1 protein-coding gene is annotated in these 470 nt (G+C 58.5%); it reads right to left on the bottom strand.

What is annotated here, in order from left to right:
- Positions 1–354, bottom strand: a 354-nt coding sequence (locus CSC73_RS18325; RefSeq protein WP_281353041.1) for a gamma-glutamyltransferase, incomplete at its 3' end; no start/stop codon positions are given.
- Positions 355–470 lie beyond the last annotated feature (116 nt).

The following is a 470-nucleotide window of genomic DNA, read 5'->3' as shown; positions in this document are numbered from 1 at the left end:
GTCCTGGTGGATGCGCGGCTGGCTGGTGGCCTCGGCGATGTTCATGCCGAAGTCGACCACGTCGACGATGCTCTGCATCACCGTGCCCGGGATGGTGTTGCCGCCGGGGCTGCCGGTGACCATGCGCACCTTGCCATCGCGCAGGAGCAGCGTCGGCGACATGCTCGACACCGGGCGACGGCCTGCACCGATCACGTTGTTGGTCGCCCGCGAAGGATCGGTGGCCATGTCGCGCTGCGCCTGCAGCGAGAAGTTGCCGACCAGGTTGCCAAGCAGGAAACCGGTGCCTTCGGCCATCACCCCGGCGCCGAAGTGAAAAAAAAAAAAAACAACTATAACACCAAGGAGAAGCACAGGTCACAACGACTATAAGTAGTCCAAAAGAGACGCATGCGAGTCGCAAGGCAGGTTAGAGAGAACATATGAACACAAGATGCACTCATACTCTACAGATCGTATAGTATACGTGA

The sequence above is a fragment of the Pseudoxanthomonas sacheonensis genome (assembly GCF_010093305.1).
GTDB classification, from domain to species: Bacteria; Pseudomonadota; Gammaproteobacteria; order Xanthomonadales; family Xanthomonadaceae; genus Pseudoxanthomonas_A; species Pseudoxanthomonas_A sacheonensis.
The sequence above is the reverse complement of the archived record's forward strand: the minus strand, read 5'-3'. Positions and strand labels throughout refer to the sequence as shown.